Source organism: Polaribacter aquimarinus (assembly GCF_003129485.1).
GTDB lineage: Bacteria > Bacteroidota > Bacteroidia > Flavobacteriales > Flavobacteriaceae > Polaribacter > Polaribacter aquimarinus.
The window spans coordinates 297,258-313,769 of sequence record NZ_QFFG01000002.1; the positions used below are offsets into that span (position 1 = coordinate 297,258).

Consider the following 16,512-nt stretch of genomic DNA (forward strand, 5'->3'; position numbering starts at 1 on the left):
CTTATGCAACAAGAAGGCAATATAATTTTAAACGGAGTTATGCTAAATGCATATCCAGATAGTATTGGACAAAAATTAGGCGACACTATTACAATGCTTAAAAGACCTGAGTTTAAAGATGTTTTTTCTTTATTCTATGTGCTGCCAACCTTTTTTAACAGCGATTTAGACAGAGGATTCTCTATTATAGATTATAATATAAACAAAGATTTAGTTTCAAAAGAAGATCTAAAAACTTTAGAAGAACTAGGCATTATGCTAAAGTTTGATATTGTTTTAAACCATTTATCGGTTAACTCTCCTCAGTTTAAAGACTTACTAAAAAAAGGAGAAGCATCTAAATTTAAAGATTTCTTTATCAATTGGAATACTTTCTGGGAAAATAATGGAGTTAAAAATGCTGATGATATTATAATTCCAAAAGAAGAATTTCTCAACAAACTTTTTATGAGAAAATCTGGACTTCCTATTTTAAAAGTTCCATTTCCTGATGGATCTGAAAAACCCTATTGGAATACTTTTTATCAAGAAATAAATTATCAAAAAATATCAGTTTCAGATTTAGATGTACTTCAAAACATATCTAAAATTAAAAAAGAAGAAATCTGTAAAAAAGTAAATAAAGTTATAGAATATAAAGAAGATTTCGAAACTTTAAATTTTGATAATTCAGATTTAAAATCAACAATTTTAAAAATAATTGAATCAAAAAAAACGTTTTTAGGTCAAATGGATGTAAATGCCAAATCTGAGTTAGTTTGGAATTTTTACGAAAAAACGTTGGCAAAAGTAAGAAACTTTGGTTGTAAAATTCTTCGCTTAGATGCTTTTGCATATTTACATAAAGAAATTGGCAAATCTAATTTTTTTAACAAGCCTGGCACCTGGCAATATTTAGAAAGAATTAATCAAATAGCTCAAAAAAATGATTTAATCCTTTTACCAGAAATTCATGCTGAATATGGTCTAAATTTACATGATGAAGTTGCTAAAGAAGGTTATCAAATTTACGATTTTTTCCTACCGGGTTTAATGATTCACACACTCGAAACGGCAAATTCTAAAGCGCTTTTAGCTTGGGTAAAAAATATTATTAATAAAGGCTACAAAACTGTAAATATGTTAGGTTGTCATGATGGTATCCCTGTTTTAGATTTAAAAGGAAAAGATGTTAATGGAAAGTATAACAAAGGTTTGTTAGAAGATACAGAAATTGAATTTATAATGAACACTGTTTTAGAACGTGGTGGAAGAGTAAAAAACTTGTTTGATGCTTCTGGAAATAAAATTTCTTACTATCAAGTAAATGCAACATTTTTTAGTGCTTTAAATGAAAATGAACAAAAACTATTACTAGCAAGAGCTATTCAAATGTTTATGCCAGGGATTCCACAAGTCTGGTATCTAGATCTTTTTGCTGGGAAAAATAATTATGCAGCGGCTAACAAAGGTGGTAGTGGGGGTCACAAAGAAATTAACAGGACAACACTTACAAATAAGGATATCGAAAAAGGTCTTAAAAAAGAAGTTGTTTTAAAACAACTTAGAATAATGCGTTTAAGAAATACTTCTAAAGCGTTTTTAGGTAAAATAGTAATTAACGATTCTAAAGAAAACCAATTAAATATTACTTGGAATAATAATAAAGAATTTGCACAATTAAAAGCAAATTTAAGTACACTATCATTCACAATAAATTTTTCTGAAAACAACATCATTAAAAAACTAACTTTCTAGACTCAAATTGATAGTGTTATTCTTTCTCTAATTCATTTGCTCTTCAATTGAAAAACCTATATTTGTAGGTTTCAATCCAATAGTAGATTTTTTATGAGTAATTCAAGAAAAAGACACGAAGCCTTAGTCTATCACGCAAAACCAAAACCAGGTAAAATTGCTGTAGTACCCACAAAAAAATATGCAACACAACACGATTTAGCGTTGGCATATTCTCCGGGAGTTGCAGAACCTTGTTTAGAAATTGCTAAAGACAAAAACAATGCATACAAATATACCTCTAAAGGTAATTTAGTTGCAGTAATTTCTAACGGAACTGCGGTTTTAGGTTTAGGTGATATTGGCCCTGAAGCTTCTAAACCCGTTATGGAAGGAAAAGGATTACTTTTTAAAATTTTTGCAGACATCGATGTTTTTGATATTGAAGTAGATGCCACAGACGTAGACAAATTCATAGAAACTGTAAAAGCAATTGCACCAACATTTGGCGGAATTAACTTAGAAGACATTAAAGCTCCTGAAGCTTTTGAAATAGAAAGACGCTTAAAAGAGGAATTAAATATTCCTGTAATGCATGATGATCAACATGGTACAGCAATTATTTCTGCTGCTGCATTAAAAAATGCAATAGAAATTACAGAAAAAGACATTAGCAAAGTTAAAATTGTTGTTAATGGTGCTGGAGCCGCTGCTATTTCTTGTACGCGATTGTATTTAGAACTGGGCGTAGAAAGAGAAAATGTTATCATGTGCGATAGCAAAGGCGTAATTAGAAAAGATAGAGATAATTTAACCTCTCAAAAAGCCGAATTTGCTACTGACATAGATTTAAATTCGCTTGAAGAAGCAATGATTAACGCAGATGTTTTTATAGGTTTATCATTGGGTGATGTTGTTACACCAGAGATGTTACTCTCAATGGCAAAAGATCCTATTGTTTTTGCAATGGCGAATCCTGTTCCAGAAATTAATTACGATTTAGCCATAGCCACTAGAAAAGATATTATTATGGCAACTGGTAGATCAGATCATCCAAACCAAGTAAATAATGTACTTGGTTTTCCATTTATTTTTAGAGGCGCTTTAGATGTAAGAGCAACAAAAATTAATGAAGAAATGAAGATGGCTGCTGTTTATGCTCTAGCAGATTTAGCTAAAAAAACGGTACCTGAACAAGTTAACATCGTTTACGATGAAATTAATTTAACCTTTGGTAGAGAATATATCATTCCTAAACCTTTCGATCCAAGATTAATTTACGAAATCCCACCTGCAATTGCTAAAGCTGCAATAGAATCTGGAGTTGCTTTAGAACCAATTGAAGATTGGGATAATTATAGAGAACGATTAATGGAGCGTTCTGGTTCTGGAAGCAAAGAAATTAGATTATTGCACAATAGGGCAAAAAGTAATCCAAAACGAGTAGTTTTTGCAGAAGCAGATCACTTAGATGTATTAAAAGCTGCTCAAAGAGTATATGAAGAAAAATTAGGAACGCCCATACTTTTAGGAAGAAAAGACGTTATTCTAGCATTAAAAGAAGAAATAGGTTTTGATGGTAATGTTCCAATTTTTGATCCAAAAACAGACGAAGAAACAGAACGAAGAAATCGTTTTGGAGAGATATACTGGAAAAACCGACAACGTAAAGGAAGAACTTTATCTGAAGCTAAAAAATTAATGCGAGAACGCAATTACTTTGCAGCTATGATGGTTAATGTAGGTGAAGCAGATGCTTTAATTACTGGATACTCGAGACCATATCCAACTGTAGTAAAACCTATTTTAGAATTAATTGAAAAAGATAGAGGTGTTACAAAAATAGCAGCAAGTAATCTAATGCTTACCAAACAAGGTCCATTATTTTTAGCTGATACCACTATTAATGTAAACCCAACCGCAAAAGATTTGGTTAAAATTACACAAATGACAGCCGCTTTTGTAAAAATGTTTGGAATGAAACCAAACATAGCCATGGTATCTTTTTCTAATTTTGGTTCTTCTAATACCGAAACTTCCAAAAAAATTAGTGAAGCTATTTCTTATTTGCATCGTCATTTTCCAGAAACTGTTGTTGATGGAGAAATTCAAGCAGATTTTGCATTAAACCCAGAAATGTTAGCCAAAGAATTTCCTTTTTCAAAATTAAATGGAAAAAAAGTGAATGCACTGGTATTTCCTAACTTAGAATCTGCGAACATTACTTATAAATTATTAAAACAAGTAGATGAAGCTGAGTCTGTTGGACCAGTAATTTTGGGCTTAAGTAAACCTATTCATATTTTACAATTAGGTTCTAGTGTAGATGAAATGGTAAATATGGCTGCACTAGCTGTTGTAGATGCTCAAGAAAAAGAGAAAAGAAATAAATAAAATTATTACTTTAGAAGCCTAAAAATAGTTTATGATTACTCAAATTAGAGGAAGATTAGTTGAAAAAAGCCCAACCGAAGTTGTTATAGATTGCAATGGTGTTGGTTATTTATTACACATTTCTTTAAATACTTTTTCTAGTTTACCAGCAGAAGAAAATGTAATTTTATACACTCATTTCTCAATAAGAGAAGATGCACATACTCTTTTTGGTTTTATAAGCAAAACCGAACGAGAAGTTTTTAAATTATTAATTTCAGTCTCTGGCGTTGGCCCAAGTATTGCTAGAACTATGTGTTCTTCAATGACATCTGAAGAAATACAAAATGCAATTGCATCAGAAAATGTGGCTTTAATTCAATCTGTAAAAGGTATTGGAGCTAAAACTGCGCAAAGAGTAATTGTAGATTTAAAAGATAAAATTTTAAAAACCTTTAATATAAATGAAGTTTCGATTGCATCAAACAATACAAATAAAGAAGAAGCGTTATCTGCTTTAGAAGTTTTAGGTTTTAATAAAAAACAATCAGATAAAGTTCTATCTGGAATTCTAAAAGAAAACCCAGATGCAACCGTAGAAAAACTCATAAAACTATCCTTAAAAAGTTTATAATCAATTGAATACTTTTTTTAACAAACTATTTTTTTTAATAACATTTACTTTTTTAGTAAATGTTTCTTTGTTTTCTCAAACTACTCCGAAGAAAGATTCTACTATAGTTAAAAAGGACACACTTAAATTGAGATATGATTTTAAACAAAATCAGAAAGGTGGGCTGTTTTTAGATGATTTGGCTAAAAAAACGGTCATATTCGATAAAGAATTAAATCGATATGTAATTGTTGAAAAGATTGGTGATTATTCCACAAGGACACCTGTCTATTTAACAAGAAAAGAATACGAACAATATCTTTTAAAAAGAAATATGTTGCAATACTTTAAAGACAAAGTTAGTGCAACAAATAGTAAGAAAAAAGGTTCTAAAAATGCACAAAGAGATTTACTTCCAACCTATTATGTAAACTCAGATTTTTTCGAAACAATTTTTGGAGGAAATACGATAAAAGTTACCCCAACGGGTAGTTTAAACTTAAAGTTAGGTTTCATTTATCAGAACACGGAAAATCCTCAATTGTCTGAAGAAAATAGAAGCAGTTTCGTTTTCGATTTTGACCAACAAATAAATATGAGTTTACGTGCAAAAGTTGGTGAAAGATTGGAGTTTACTGCGAATTATGATACACAATCTACTTTTGATTTTCAAAATTTAGTTAAAATCGATTATACACCTACAGAAGATGATATTTTACAGGGAATAGAAGCTGGTAATATTTCTATGCCCATAAAAAATTCTTTGATAAATGGTGCGCAAAGTTTGTTTGGTGTAAAAACACAATTACAATTTGGTAAAACTAAAGTAACAGCTGTATTTTCTCAACAAAATTCAGAAAGTAACACCGTAGTTGCTGAGGGTGGTGCATCTATTCAGCCCTTTGAATTAAGAGCAACTGATTATGACACTGATCGTCACTTCTTCTTATCGCAATATTTTATAGATAATTATGCAAATTCGCTTAAAAACTACCCTTTAATTAATAGTCAGATTAATGTAACTAGAATAGAGGTTTGGATAACAAATAGAAATGCAAGTACAGAAGACTTTAGAAGTATTGTTGCCTTTGCAGATATTGGTGAATCTAAAAAACCAGTAATGGTTAATCAAAATGTAACACCAAGTAGTAACCAAGCTGTAGTTTCTGGAGGAAACCTTCCTTTTAATGAAGCAAACAATATTTATGAGGCCAATACATTATCGGATATTCGAAATATTTCTACAGTAGAAACCTCTCTAAGAAATCGTTTTGGAATGGAACCCGGAACAGATTATTCTACTTTAGAAAACGCTAGAAAACTTGATGTTAATGAATATACTTTAAATCCTCAACTAGGTTTTATTTCTTTAAACAGAAGATTAAATGATGGAGAAGTTTTAGCAGTTGCTTACGAATATACAGTTGCAGGAACTGTTACAGGTAGTACAAAAAAATCTTTTAAAGTTGGTGAGTTTTCTAATGACGGTGTACAATCTCCAGAAAACTTAGCTGTAAAGTTATTGCGTAGCGAAATTTTACAAACCAAACGCACCAACTTAACCTCGGGTGAAGAAGAAGCATTTCCTACTTGGCGTTTAATGATGAAAAATGTTTATGCTTTAGGTGCATTTCCATTGTCAAGAGATGGTTTTCGATTTGAAATTCAATATAGAGATGATCAAACTGGTATTCCTTCTAACACATTACAGAATGCACAAACTACGGGTATTTCTACAACTCCTTTAATACAAGTTTTAAGATTAGACCAATTAGACCAGACACAATTTAGAAGTCCTGATGGATTTTTTGACTATGTAGAAGGCGTTACGGTAAACTCTCAAAACGGATATATCTTTTTCCCTGAACCTGAACCATTTGGTAAAGATTTGGTTAAAAACAGTCCGAATGATAATTTTGGTTTAGATGAAAATGTTGATGAAGCCTTTTTATTTAAAGAATTGTACTTAAACACTAAAATTAACATTCAAAACAATTTCCAAAATAAAGACAAGTACTTTTTAAAAGGATATTTTAAATCAGAAAATTCTGGTGGTATTCCAATTGGAGGGTTTAATGTTCCAAGAGGTTCTGTAACAGTTACCGCTGGCGGAAGGCAATTAGTAGAAGGCGTAGATTTTGTTGTAGATTATAACTTAGGTCGTGTTCAAATTATAGACCCTGGTTTAAAAGCTTCTGGAACCCCTATAAGTGTGTCAACAGAAAATAATGCAGTATTTAATCAACAAAGAAAAACTTTTATGGGTATTGATGTTGAACATCAGTTTTCTGAAAAATTTACCGTTGGGGCAACTGTATTAAATGTTATGGAGAGACCATTAACTCCTAAAGTTAACTTTGGTGCTGACCCTATAAATAACACCATGTTTGGGGCTAATATAGATTACTCTACAGAAGTTCCTTACTTTACCAAACTAGCGAATAAACTACCTTTTGTAGATACAGATGTTACTTCTAATCTTTCTATTAGAGCAGATATGGCCTATTTACTTCCAGGAACACCAAGCGGAATTGATGTTGCTGGTGCTGCAACCTCATATATTGATGATTTTGAAGCGTCTCAAATACCAATTAGTTTAATTTCTCCTTTAGATTGGTATGAAGCAAGTACACCTAAATATTTTCCAAATTTTAATGGAGAAAAAGATGATTTATCTTACAATTATAAAAGAGCAAAATTAGCTTGGTATAGTGTAGATCAAATTTTTTATGGTTTTGGTGACACGCCAAATAGCGTGGATGCCGATGAACTGTCAAGGGCAGAAACAAGACAAATTAACTTTAATGAGCTTTTTCCTAATCAACAATTAGATATCACTCAAAATGCACAAATTAGAACTTTAGATTTAGCCTATTTTCCATCAGAAAGAGGTTCATACAATTTTAATCCAAATGCAACTTTTAGTAATGATAAGGTAGAACTTCCAGATCCTGAAACAAATTGGGGTGGAATTATGCGCCCGCTGAATACGAATAATTTTGATGTTGCCAATGTAGAATACATTCAGTTTTGGGTAATGGACCCTTATCAAAATTACTCATTAACCACAGAAGAAGGTTTACCTCTAGGGTTAAATCCAGCAGATCCAAATAATCAAATTGGAGATTTATACATTAACTTAGGTAATGTTTCTGAAGATATATTAAAAGATAACCGTAAAATGTATGAAAATGGGTTACCAGAGTTAGGAGGTAATCAAAATACAGATCCAACAAGGTGGGGAATTGTACCCACAAATCCATCAATAATTTATGCATTTAGTGAAGATGATGCTGCTAGATTAAATCAAGATGTTGGTTTTGATGGAATTACTGATGAAGACGAAAAAAAACTAACCGGTATTGGTAATTATGCAAATCTAGTGGATCCTGCTGCAGATAACTTTCGCTTTTTTAGAGGAAGCCAATTAGATGCTGCTAATGCATCGATTATAACTAGGTATAAAGATTTTAATAATCCAGAGCGTAACTCACCTACTTTAAATCAATCTCCAGAACCTTATCCTACTTCTGCAACAACATACCCAGATGTAGAAGATATTAATAGAGACCAAACCATGAATACTGTTGAAAGTTATTTTCAATACAAAATCTCTATGAATAAAAACGATTTGGTAAAAGGGAAGAACTTTGTTGTTGATGAAAAAACAACCACCGTTACCTTAGAAAATGGCAACAAACAAGAAACAAAGTGGTATCAATTTAGAGTTCCTATAAGAAGTGGTACACCTGTAAATGGTATTGCAGATTTTAATAGTATTCGTTTTATTAGAATGTTCTTAACAAACTTTAAAATGCCTGTTGTTATTCGTTTTGGTGAGTTAGATTTAGTTCGTGGAGATTGGAGACGTTATGTAAGAACTTTAGATCCTAATATTGATCCTGATAGAGATTTAACGCAGAACGAATTAAATGATTTTGAAGTTGGTGTAGTTAGTATAGAACAAAATGAAGGGAGTTACATTCAACCTCCCGGAATAGAAAGAGAACGTTTACAAGGTAGTACAACTGTACAATTGCAAAACGAGCAATCTGTTTCATTAAAAGTAAATAATTTACCTGCAAATAGTGTAAGAGCCATTTATAAAAATATTAGTGTAGATTTAAGAAGATTTAAAAACTTACAAATGTTTATGCATTTGCAAAAAAATAATGCTTCAGATGTTTTAGCTGATGATGACTTGGTTGGTATTATTCGTCTAGGAACAGATTTAAACGAAAACTTTTATCAAATTGAAGTTCCTTTAAAAGTTAGTACCTCTTCTGCTACAGCTTTAGATATTTGGCCTGAAGCTAATAATTTAGATGCTTTCTTAGAAAATTTTGGTAAAGTAAAACTAGAAAGAGATGCACTAGGAAACACTGTTGCCCCAATTAATAAAATTTACACTTCTACTCAACAAGACCCAAATACTCCTTATACCATTAGCGTAAAAGGAAACCCCACTCTAGCACAACTAAGAACAATAATGTTAGGTTTAAAAAACACTTCTACAACTCAGCGAAGTGGAGAAATTTGGTTTAATGAATTACGTTCTTCTGGTTTTGACAATAAAGGAGGTTGGGCTGCTGTAGTTAATGCTGATGCAAATTTTGCTGATGTTGCCAATGTTTCTTTAACTGGAAGTATGAAAACGATTGGTTTTGGAAATGTAGAAGACAGAGTAAATCAACGATCATTAGATGAAACTAAAGAATACGATGTATCTACCAGTATTAATTTAGGAAAGGTATTAACACCAAAAAAATGGGGAATTCAATTGCCCATGACATATAGTATAGGAGAACGATTTATCGACCCAAAATTTGATCCACAGTACCAAGATGTAAAATTAAAAGACGCTATTGCTCAAAACCCTAATAGCGAGTTTTCAAGAGATTATACAAAAAGAACAAGTATTAGTTTTACCAATGTAAAAAAGAATCGAAATCCAAATTCGACCAAAAAACCTAGGTTTTATGATGTTGAAAATTTAGCAGTATCTTATGCTCATAACAAAGAATTTCATAGAGATTATAATGTTCAAAAAAGAATAAATGAAAACGTAAGAGCTTCAGCTTCTTACAACCATACATTTTCATCTAAACCAATTGAACCCTTTAAAAATTTAGATTCTCTAAAAGGAAAATATTGGCAATTGCTAAAAGATTTTAACTTTAACCCTATTCCAAAAACATTAGCAATTAACTCTAGCGTAAATAGAAGTTATAATGAACAACAATCTAGAAACTTGGTTCCAGGCTTATTGGCACAACCAGAATTAAAACAACGTAGATTTTTATTTGATTGGGATTATACTGTAGGTTTCGATTTAACTAAATCATTACAATTAAACTTTAACGCAACTAATAGTTATATTTATGATGCTTTTGGAAACGGTGAAGAATTACAAGTTTTTGATAATTTCTTTAATACAGGAAGACCTAATCAATATCATCAAAAATTAAACGCTACTTACAACATTCCAATTAATAAAATTCCTTTTTTAAAGTTTATAAAAGCTGATTATGCTTACACTGCAGATTTTGATTGGCAAGCTGCACCCCAAGGAGAAATAGACATAAATGGTGTACAAGTTCCCTCTGTAAATCTTATCGGAAATGTCATCCAAAACGCAAATACTCATAATTTAAACACAACTATAAATTTTGATCGTTTCTACAAAAGCTTAGGTTTTGAAAGACTTTTACTTTCAAAATCGCAACGAAAAAATACCAAAGGATTAAAAGGTAATGGTTTACCCCCAACACCTGGTAGAATTAACCAAAAGAAAAAATTATCTATTGGCAAACAGATTTTAAAAGGCACTTACGATTTATTAACCTCTGTAAAACAAGGTAAAATAAGTTACAGTGAAAATAACGGGCAATTGTTACCTGGATTTGTTGAGGATTTTGGGTTTTTAGGTGGTCCTACAACTGGTTTTGCTTTTGGAAGTCAAGTAGATATCAGAAACAAAGCTCTGGAAAACGGATGGTTAGTAGGTCCAAGAGACGCTTCTAATAGCGAATATTTTAATAAAACTTATAGTAAAACACATTACAATAAATTAGATTACACTTTTACCTTAAAACCTTTTAAAGATTTAAACATTGATGTTAGAGGAAATAAAATTAAAACAAGAGATTACTCTCAACAATTGGATGTTATTGATGATGGTTCAGAATTTGGAATTATAGATACTAGTATTAGTGTTTTTGAAACCGGAAACTTTAGCACCAGTCACTCAATGATTTCTACCGCTTTTTCTGACAGTGATGCTTTATTTCAAAAATTAAGAAACTATAGAGTTGATGTTTCTAAAAGGTTAGCTACTCAAAATGGTATAGATTTAAACAACCCTAATACAATTTTTAACCCAGATGGAACAGTAAGTGGTTTTGGTGGTGATAGCCAACAAGTTTTATTACCTGCTTTTATGGCTGCTTATTCTGGTGAAAATCCAGATAAAGTAAGTACAGGATTATTTAGAAACATTCCAATTCCTAATTGGACATTACGTTATAATGGTTTAATGAAATTTAAATTCTTTAAAAAGAATTTTAGCAATTTTGTTGTTTCACATGGGTACAGATCTTCTTATACTGTTTCAAGTTTTACAAATAATTTATTATTCGATGGTACTTCTAAAAATACTGCAGGTAATTTTGAACCAGAATTATTAGTCTCTGCAGTAACTCTTGTTGATGAATTTTCGCCTTTAATTAAGCTAGATATGAAAATGAGAAATTCATTTTCATTAAGAGGAGAAGTAAAAAGAGATAGAACTTTAACAATGAATTTTAATAATAGTACTTTAACCGATATTAAAGGAACTGAATATATTTTTGGTTTAGGATACGTATTTAAAGATGTAAAGCTAAATACAAGATTTACAGGTAAGAAAACTACTTTAAAGGGAGATATTAACCTAAGAGCAGATGTTTCTTTAAGAGACAATATCACCCAAATTAGATCGGTAACTGAAGATAATAATCAAATTAGTGGTGGGCAAAAGTTATTTTCAATTAAATTTACAGCAGATTATAGATTGAGTAGTAACTTAACAGCTTCATTCTATTATAATCATCAAAATACAAGCTATGCTATTTCTACTACCTTTCCAAGGCAAGCTATTAATGGCGGATTTAATATTATTTATAACTTAGGCGGAAATTAAAAATTAAATAAAAATGAATATTCCATCAGAATTAAAATATACAAAAGACCACGAGTGGATTAAAATTGAAAATAACATTGCTACTATTGGAATTACTGATTTTGCACAAGGAGAACTTGGAGATATTGTCTATGTAGATGTAGATACCTTGGACGACATTGTAGAAGAAGGAGAGGTCTTTGGATCTGTAGAAGCTGTAAAGACTGTATCAGACTTATTTATGCCTTTAACAGGAGAAGTAATTGAATTTAATGAAGAATTAGAAGATGAACCTGAATTAGTGAATTCAGATCCTTACAACAAGGGTTGGATGATTAAAATTTCTATTTCTGACGATTCTCAAATCGCTAATTTATTAGATGCAGAAGGTTATCAAAAACTTATTCAAGGGTAATATTTTTATTATTGCAATTGGATTAACAATTGCTATTGCTTATTTAAGCTTAATGAAGGTGCCAAAAACAGAGATAAGTTTTGGTAATTCAGACAAAATTTATCATTTGTTTGCCTATTTTTTATTGACGATTACTTGGTTAATCTCTTTTTATAAAAAAGAAAAACTTAAGTATATTGTTCTTTTTGCCTGTATAATTTATGGCATAATTATTGAAGTGTTACAAGAGTCATTAACTTTGTACAGAACAGGAGATTACAAAGATGTTCTTGCAAATGTGTTGGGTAGTGTCATAGCTTTTATAGTTTTTGTACAAATTTTTAAAAAATTTAACGTTAATTAAGGCTAAGACTTGTATATAAACCAATAATTTAATTAAATTAGCGAACTATTAAAAACTCTTTATCATGGAAATTAAGAAAAATCCAAAGTCGAATTTAGAAAACTACAGTAAAATCTTTATGCAGATAGGTCTTGTATTAGCCCTTTTTGTAACCTATGCTGCTATAGAGAAAAAGACATACGACAAAACTATCGGAGATTTAGGAACAGTAAATATGAATGCTGAAATGGAGGAAGAAATTCCAATTACAGAAAGAATAGAACCTGTAAAGCCAAAAACTCCACCTCCACCAGCTCCAGAAAAAATTGAAGTTGTAGAAGATGAAAAAGAGGTTGAAGAAACTGTTATTGAATCTACTGAAACTGATGAAACAGAAGCAGTTGAAGTTGAAGAAATTGTAGAAGTTGAAGAGGTTGAAGAAGTTGTAGAAGATGTAAGTTTTATGATTATTGAAGATGTGCCTGTTTTTCCAGGTTGTAAAGGAAGTAAAAACCAGTTAAAAGCATGCTTTAGTAAAATGGTACAGAAGCACTTCTCTAGAAAATTCGATGCAGAATTGCCTAATGAATTAGGTTTAGATCCAGGTAGGAAGAGAGTATTTATTGGTTTTAAAATCGATAAAAAAGGTAATATTGTAGATGTGAATGCAAGAGCTCCACATCCAAAAATTAAGAGTGAAGTTATTAAAGTAATGAAACAACTACCAAAAATGAAACCAGGTAGACAAAGAGGAAAACCTGTAGGAGTTAAATATAGTATCCCTTTTACTTTAATTGTAGAGTAGTAATCTAAAAGTAATTGTAAAGCATAAAAAAACTCAGAACTTATTAAGTTCTGAGTTTTTTTATGCAACAGAATTTAAAATTACCCTTGTGTATTATTTAATTACATACCTTTCTACTTACTTATCAACACCTATTAATTCTTTAACAACTTCTTCTTTAAAGCCTACTCATAAATAAATATAATTTTAAACTTTCTTCTTATAGCGGCTAAAATATATATTATAGTTTTATAGAAGTGATACTTCTTATCTAATGAACAAAAATATAGCCCACACATAAGTATGCATTGTTCTTATATTCAAATTTCAGGACAAAAAAAACCTTCAAAGAAAGTTATATTTTTTTGAAGGTTTAATATAAAATTAAAAATTTCTTAGTACTATTTATTCATTGCTAATTTAGCTTCATGTTTCCATAAATTTACACTAACTATAGCATTATCATCATAATGTATTTCTTTTAAAGATTCTTTAGCCCAAACAAACCACCTTCCAACTTTTTTTCCATCTTTATAAAATGCCATCTGAACTTTATTTCCTTCTTTATCGTAACGCACCCACTTACCTGTTAGTTTTTTATTCTTAAAGTATCCTTGAATATTGATAGATCCATCTTCATGATAATAAGTAGCTTTTACCAAATCTCCTTCAGCTTCATAATTAGGTTCATTTTGTTGCGCAAAACCTATTGTTGCTATACATAAAACAATAATTGTTATTAGATTTTTCATAATTATATTTTTTAGGGTTAACATTTCCATTACAAATATAGCTTGTAAATTACAATTACGCAACATTTTGGTAACATTAAATTAACATTAGAGTTCTTGTAAATATTTTTTGATATATTTACTAAATACATAAAAAAAAGATTATGGCAGTAATGAAAGTTATCGAAGTGCTAGCAAACTCTGAAAAAAGTTGGGAGGACGCTACAAATAAGGCTGTTAAACAAGCAGCTAAATCAGTAAAAAACATCAAATCTGTATTTGTACAATCACAAAGTGCAGTTGTTAATGGTGATGATGTTACCGAATTTAGAGTAAACTTAAAAATTACTTTCGAAGTAAATTAACTACTATAATATGCTAACTACACTAAAAGCGATTTGATATCTATATATTAAATCGCTTTTTAAATTTCTAAGAATTATGAATTACTTTCAAATTTCAATTGTACTCTTTGTTGCTGTCATCCATATTTATATCATGTATTTAGAAATGGTATTATGGACTACCAAAAAAGGAATTAAAAGTTTTGGGTTAAAGAACAAAAAGTTTGCAGAAGAAACAAAAGTTTTAGCAGCAAATCAAGGGCTGTATAATGGCTTTTTAGCTGCTGGTTTAATATGGTCTTATTTTTCTAACAACTCTAATTTCGCTATCTTTTTTTTAGTTTGTGTTGCCATTGCTGGTCTATATGGTGCTTATTCTACAAAAAAAAATCGTATTCTGTACATTCAGACCATACCCGCTTGTATAGGTATAATTTCCTTTCTTATATTGTAATATATTTTTTCTTCTCTTAGTAAGAAACCTTATTTTTACAATTCATTTCTAACAAAAACAAATATGGAAGAATATATTGAAAAAATGAAAGAATTATTAGTAGAATATGCTCCAAAAGTATTAGTTGCATTGGCCATTTTAATTATTGGTTTGTTTGCCATTACTATTATTGTAAAAACCTCAAGAAACCTAATGAGAAAACGTGGAGTAGACACAACTTTGCAAAAGTTTTTAGGTGATTTAATAAGTTGGGCTTTAAAACTATTATTATTTATTACTGTAATTGCAAAATTAGGAATAGAAACTGCTTCTTTTGCTGCAATTATAGCTGCTGCTGGTTTAGCTGTTGGTTTAGCTTTACAAGGTTCTTTAGGTAATTTTGCTGGGGGGGTTTTAATTATGATTTTTAAACCATTTAAAATTGGAGATTTGGTTGAAGCTCAAGGTGAAATTGGAGTTGTAAAAGAAATTGAAATTTTTACTACAAAATTAACAGGGTTATCTAATAAAGAAATCATCATCCCAAATGGAATTTTATCCAATGGAAACATTGTAAATTATTCTACTGAAGGAACTCGTAGGGTAGACTTAGTAATTGGTGTTTCTTATGATGCTGATATTAAACAAACTAAAGATGTTTTGATGAATATTTTAACTTCGCACCCAAAAGTTTTAGAAGAACCAGCTCCAGCTGTTACTGTTTTAGAATTGGCAGATAGTTCTGTGAACTTTGCAGTAAGACCTTGGTGTAACACAGCCGATTATTGGGATGTATATTTTGAAGTAACTGAAGCTGCAAAACTAGAATTAGACAAAGCAGGAATAGAAATCCCTTACCCTCATAGAGTAAACATTAATAAATCTGAATAGATTTTAAAAAAGTGGTTTCTTTTTCTTTTCTGGAATAACCACAAAATCTTTCAAATAAAAAGGCTCAAAATAAGCGACATCTTCGGTGTCGCTTATTTTATACTTTATATAGGATAGTTTTGCCATTTCTTCTGCAGATGGAAACTTACTATCAATAAAGACTGCATTTTTATGAGTAATAACTTCTTTACATTTCTGTGCACCATCTCCTAAGAAATAAACTTTATTTTCTTTTAAATATTCAGAAAAGGAATTTTCATTTATAATTTCTGCTTTTATGGCTCTTATTTGTTCATAATTATCATTGTATACCGCAGCATAAACTTCCATTCTTCTAGCATCTAACATGGGTACAATAATCCCATTATCAATCACAATTGCATGGGCTAAAGAGGTTAACGTTTTAATAGAAATTAAAGGCTTGTTAAACGCAAAACAAAGTCCTTTTGCGGCAGAAACTCCAATTCTAAGACCTGTATAAGACCCTGGTCCTTTGCTTACAGCTACAGCATCAATTTGGTTGTAATTAATATTAGCTTCTTTTACAACATCAACAATGTAGGGATGTAATACTTCTGCATGCGAATAATTTCCATTATTCAATTCTTTTATTCCTAAAATTTCTCCATTTCTGGCTAAACTAACTGAACAATTTTTAGTTGCAGTTTCAATGTTAAGGATAATTGCCAATGCTATTTATTTTTTACAAAGATAGTATTTCAAAAAAAGAA

The 16,512-nt window shown here is 30.4% G+C and carries 12 protein-coding genes; 10 read left to right on the forward strand and 2 right to left on the reverse strand.

Features of this window, described 5'->3' with window-relative positions; translation table 11 throughout:
* Window positions 1–3 precede the first annotated feature (3 nt).
* The 7 genes from DIS07_RS04745 to DIS07_RS04775 all read left to right on the forward strand — a co-directional run bounded on the left by DIS07_RS04745 (window position 4) and on the right by DIS07_RS04775 (window position 13,403).
* Complete coding sequence (locus DIS07_RS04745) at window positions 4–1,737, forward strand: alpha-amylase family protein (RefSeq protein ID WP_109404091.1); 1,734 nt, start codon at window positions 4–6, stop codon at window positions 1,735–1,737.
* A 93-nt stretch (window positions 1,738–1,830) separates the two neighbouring features.
* Window positions 1,831–4,110 (forward strand): NADP-dependent malic enzyme, encoded by a 2,280-nt coding sequence (locus DIS07_RS04750; protein WP_109404092.1) that lies wholly within the window; start codon window positions 1,831–1,833, stop codon window positions 4,108–4,110.
* Window positions 4,111–4,141: 31 nt separating this feature from the next.
* Window positions 4,142–4,723 carry a Holliday junction branch migration protein RuvA gene (gene ruvA, locus DIS07_RS04755; protein WP_109404093.1) on the forward strand — a complete coding sequence of 194 codons (582 nt, stop codon included), beginning with the start codon at window positions 4,142–4,144 and terminating at the stop codon, window positions 4,721–4,723.
* A 4-nt stretch (window positions 4,724–4,727) separates the two neighbouring features.
* Window positions 4,728–11,882 carry a T9SS outer membrane translocon Sov/SprA gene (gene sov / locus DIS07_RS04760; RefSeq protein ID WP_109404094.1) on the forward strand — a complete coding sequence of 2,385 codons (7,155 nt, stop codon included), beginning with the start codon at window positions 4,728–4,730 and terminating at the stop codon, window positions 11,880–11,882.
* 13 nt (window positions 11,883–11,895) lie between these two features.
* Complete coding sequence (gcvH, locus tag DIS07_RS04765) at window positions 11,896–12,276, forward strand: glycine cleavage system protein GcvH (protein WP_109404095.1); 381 nt, start codon at window positions 11,896–11,898, stop codon at window positions 12,274–12,276.
* Entirely contained in the window at window positions 12,242–12,619 is a 378-nt protein-coding gene (locus DIS07_RS04770; protein WP_181374534.1) for a VanZ family protein, read from the forward strand. The genes gcvH and DIS07_RS04770 overlap by 35 nt, the downstream gene beginning before the upstream one ends.
* Before the next feature lie 64 nt (window positions 12,620–12,683).
* Window positions 12,684–13,403 (forward strand): energy transducer TonB, encoded by a 720-nt coding sequence (locus DIS07_RS04775; RefSeq protein ID WP_109404096.1) that lies wholly within the window; start codon window positions 12,684–12,686, stop codon window positions 13,401–13,403.
* Window positions 13,404–13,783: 380 nt separating this feature from the next.
* Here the strand turns inward: DIS07_RS04775 and DIS07_RS04780 are convergent, their stop codons facing one another.
* Window positions 13,784–14,134, reverse strand: a complete 351-nt coding sequence (locus tag DIS07_RS04780; RefSeq protein ID WP_109404549.1) for a toxin-antitoxin system YwqK family antitoxin — start codon at window positions 14,132–14,134, stop codon at window positions 13,784–13,786.
* A gap of 143 nt (window positions 14,135–14,277) precedes the next feature.
* Between DIS07_RS04780 and DIS07_RS04785 the strand changes: the two genes are divergently transcribed.
* The 3 genes from DIS07_RS04785 to DIS07_RS04795 all read left to right on the forward strand — a co-directional run bounded on the left by DIS07_RS04785 (window position 14,278) and on the right by DIS07_RS04795 (window position 15,781).
* Entirely contained in the window at window positions 14,278–14,478 is a 201-nt protein-coding gene (locus DIS07_RS04785) for a dodecin family protein (protein WP_109404097.1), read from the forward strand.
* 76 nt (window positions 14,479–14,554) lie between these two features.
* The gene (locus DIS07_RS04790; protein ID WP_109404098.1) at window positions 14,555–14,911 is read left to right on the forward strand and encodes a DUF1304 domain-containing protein; all 357 of its coding nucleotides are present in this window, start codon (window positions 14,555–14,557) and stop codon (window positions 14,909–14,911) included.
* Between the two features lie 63 nt (window positions 14,912–14,974).
* Complete coding sequence (locus DIS07_RS04795; RefSeq protein ID WP_109404099.1) at window positions 14,975–15,781, forward strand: mechanosensitive ion channel family protein; 807 nt, start codon at window positions 14,975–14,977, stop codon at window positions 15,779–15,781.
* Window positions 15,782–15,784: 3 nt separating this feature from the next.
* Here the strand turns inward: DIS07_RS04795 and tsaB are convergent, their stop codons facing one another.
* Window positions 15,785–16,471, reverse strand: coding sequence for a tRNA (adenosine(37)-N6)-threonylcarbamoyltransferase complex dimerization subunit type 1 TsaB (tsaB, locus tag DIS07_RS04800; RefSeq protein ID WP_109404100.1), 687 nt, complete (start codon window positions 16,469–16,471; stop codon window positions 15,785–15,787).
* Window positions 16,472–16,512 lie beyond the last annotated feature (41 nt).

Bases quoted from the DNA above. Each gene is read 5' to 3' on its own strand.
- gcvH (WP_109404095.1), top strand. From the start codon at position 11,896: ATGAATATTCCATCAGAATTAAAATATACAAAAGACCACGAGTGGATT.
- DIS07_RS04790 (WP_109404098.1), top strand. From the start codon at position 14,555: ATGAATTACTTTCAAATTTCAATTGTACTCTTTGTTGCTGTCATCCAT.
- ruvA (WP_109404093.1), top strand. From the start codon at position 4,142: ATGATTACTCAAATTAGAGGAAGATTAGTTGAAAAAAGCCCAACCGAA.
- DIS07_RS04745 (WP_109404091.1), top strand. From the start codon at position 4: ATGCAACAAGAAGGCAATATAATTTTAAACGGAGTTATGCTAAATGCA.
- DIS07_RS04770 (WP_181374534.1), top strand. From the start codon at position 12,242: ATGCAGAAGGTTATCAAAAACTTATTCAAGGGTAATATTTTTATTATT.
- DIS07_RS04780 (WP_109404549.1), bottom strand. From the start codon at position 14,134: ATGAAAAATCTAATAACAATTATTGTTTTATGTATAGCAACAATAGGT.
- DIS07_RS04785 (WP_109404097.1), top strand. From the start codon at position 14,278: ATGGCAGTAATGAAAGTTATCGAAGTGCTAGCAAACTCTGAAAAAAGT.
- DIS07_RS04750 (WP_109404092.1), top strand. From the start codon at position 1,831: ATGAGTAATTCAAGAAAAAGACACGAAGCCTTAGTCTATCACGCAAAA.
- DIS07_RS04775 (WP_109404096.1), top strand. From the start codon at position 12,684: ATGGAAATTAAGAAAAATCCAAAGTCGAATTTAGAAAACTACAGTAAA.
- DIS07_RS04795 (WP_109404099.1), top strand. From the start codon at position 14,975: ATGGAAGAATATATTGAAAAAATGAAAGAATTATTAGTAGAATATGCT.